Genomic DNA, 2,656 nt, shown 5'->3' on the forward strand with positions numbered 1-2,656 from the left:
TAGGCAAATCTGTTCTCTACGTTTCGTGAATATGCCATAATGATAGGTACTGATGAATAAGTTAAAGGAGAACAACTGATAAAATGAAATTAGTATCATGGAATGTAAACGGGTTACGAGCATGTGTGAAAAAAGGCTTTATGGACTATTTTCACGAAGTGGACGCAGATCTATTTTGTATTCAAGAAACAAAGCTTCAAGAAGGCCAAATCGATTTAGTAACAGAAGGATATCATCAATATTGGAACTATGCTGAAAAAAAAGGGTATTCTGGAACGGCCATTTTTACAAAGAAAAAGCCTTTAGGCGTCACGTATGGCATACGTGATTTTGAAGATTTAGAGGGAAGAGTCATTACGCTTGAATTTGAAGAGCTGTTTGTAGTCACAATGTACACGCCAAATGCGAAAAGAGACTTAACTCGACTTGCTTATCGACTGGAGTGGGAAGACGCAGTCAGAAGCTATTTAATAGAGCTAAACCAGCAGAAGCCGGTTGTTTTTTGCGGTGACTTAAATGTTGCTCACACACCACTAGACCTACGAAATGCCAAGAGCAACAAAGGAAATTCAGGTTTTACAACAGAAGAACGAGAAAAAATGACGCAACTGTTAGCGGAAGGATTTGTTGATGCGTTTCGTTATCTTCACCCAAACCAAGAAGGTATGTATACATGGTGGTCGTATATGAGTACGGTGAGAGAGCGAAACATTGGATGGCGCATTGATTATTTTTTAATTTCAGAGCAGCTGAAAAGTCGATTAAAGCGTGCGGATATTCACTCAAACATTTTGGGAAGTGATCATTGTCCCGTTGTAATTGAACTTATTTAAGGAGGAATAAGAATGAAAACCTATCGAAATCGAACGAATGTACCAGTTCAAGAAACTTGGAATTTAGCTGACATTTATCCAAATATAGAGGAATGGCATGTACAGTATGCACTTATTGAAGAAAAGGTGGCTGAATTAAATAGCTTTAACGGAAACATTTCAAGTGCTGAAGAGTTGTATCAATTTTTAAACTTAAAGGAAGAAATGACCTATGAATATAGCAAACTATATGTATATGCGTTTTTACAACATGACTTAGATACACGAGTTTCAGCTTCTCAGGCACTTTTAGATAAAGCTAGCCACTTAGGTCAAAAAATAAGCAGCGCCACTTCATTTTTTATGCCATTTTTATTATCACTAGATGAATCTACGCTTAAATCATACATAAACGAAGTAAAAGAATTAGCTTATTTTGAGGATTCGTTATTTGAGTCGTATCGGTATAAAAAGCACGTGTTAAGCAAGGAACAAGAAGAAATTTTATCGAAAATGGGGGATGCGCTAGGTTCTCCTCGTCAGACATTTGGGATGATTAATAATGCGGACATTCGTTTTGGTGAAGTAACGACTGATTCTGGTGAAAAGGTGACATTAACAAGAGGGATGTATAGCAAGTTAATTGAGGATAAAAACCGAGAGAAGCGAAAAGAAGCATTCCAAGCTTACTACAAGCCGTACATGCATTTGCAACATACAATTGCTTCAACGTTAAGCTCAGCGATTAAAAATACAAAAACAACGTCTGAAATTAGGCAGTATCCATCTACTTTAGAAAGAGCGCTATTTTCAGATAATGTTCCAAAAGAGGTATATGAGAATTTAATCCAAACAACAAAAGCACATATTCAGCCGTTGTATGATTATATGGACATTCGAAAAAAAGAGCTTGGGTTATCAGAGCTTCGTCAATATGATTTAAGTGTCCCGTTAGTGAAAAATCATAAGCTAACGATTCCCTATGATAAAGCATATGAAACAATGTTGGAGAGCTTGTATCCACTCGGTGAAGAATATGTCAATACGTTAAAGAGCTTTAAAGAAAAGCGATATATTGATGTAAGAGAAACACCAGGGAAACGCTCAGGAGCATATAACTTAGGTTTATACGGCGTTCATCCATTCGTTTTATTGAATCATCAAGATGATTTATCAAGCTTGTTTACTCTTACTCATGAAATGGGCCATGCGATGCATAGCTATTATTCAAACCAGTATCAGCCTCAAATTAAAGCTGGGTATTCAATCTTTGTAGCGGAAGTGGCATCGACGGTCAATGAAGTTCTTTTAATTCGTTATTTAATTGAGCGGGCTAAAACAGAAGAAGAGAAAAAGTACTTATTAAATCACTTTATTGATCAGTTTAAAGGAACCTTCTTCACGCAGGTGATGTTTGCCGAGTTTGAACAAATTACGCATGAAAAAGCACAGAAACAAGAGGCGTTAAATGCTGAGGTATTTAATGAAGTGTATGCCGATTTAATGAAGCAATATTATGGACCAAGTCTTGTAGCAGATGAAGAAACCAAATATGGATGGGCTAGAATCCCTCACTTTTACCGTCCATTTTATGTCTATAAGTATGCGACAGGCTTTGTGTCAGCCATTGATATTGCTGATCGACTTATTAAAAAGGAAAAAGGAACAAAAGAAGCGTATTTACAACTTTTGCGAAGCGGGAGCTCGGATTATCCGCTTGAACTATTAAAAGCTACCAACGTTGATCTCTTAAAACCAGATGCTATTGCTAATGCGATGTCCGTCTTTGCAGAGTTAGTTAAGCAGTTAACGAAATAATTGATAAAAAGAGGCTGGGACCTAAG

The 2,656-nt window shown here is 36.9% G+C and carries 2 protein-coding genes; both read left to right on the top strand.

All coding sequences use genetic code 11. From position 1 onward, the window contains the following. The first annotated feature begins 83 nt into the window (after positions 1–83). Complete coding sequence (locus BFL01S_RS19325; RefSeq protein ID WP_061786689.1) at positions 84–833, top strand: exodeoxyribonuclease III; 750 nt, start codon at positions 84–86, stop codon at positions 831–833. Positions 834–845: 12 nt separating this feature from the next. Beyond that, entirely contained in the window at positions 846–2,630 is a 1,785-nt protein-coding gene (gene pepF / locus BFL01S_RS19330; protein ID WP_061786690.1) for an oligoendopeptidase F, read from the top strand. Positions 2,631–2,656 lie beyond the last annotated feature (26 nt).

It is taken from the genome of Priestia flexa NBRC 15715, assembly GCF_001591565.1.
GTDB classification, from domain to species: domain Bacteria; phylum Bacillota; class Bacilli; order Bacillales; family Bacillaceae_H; genus Priestia; species Priestia flexa.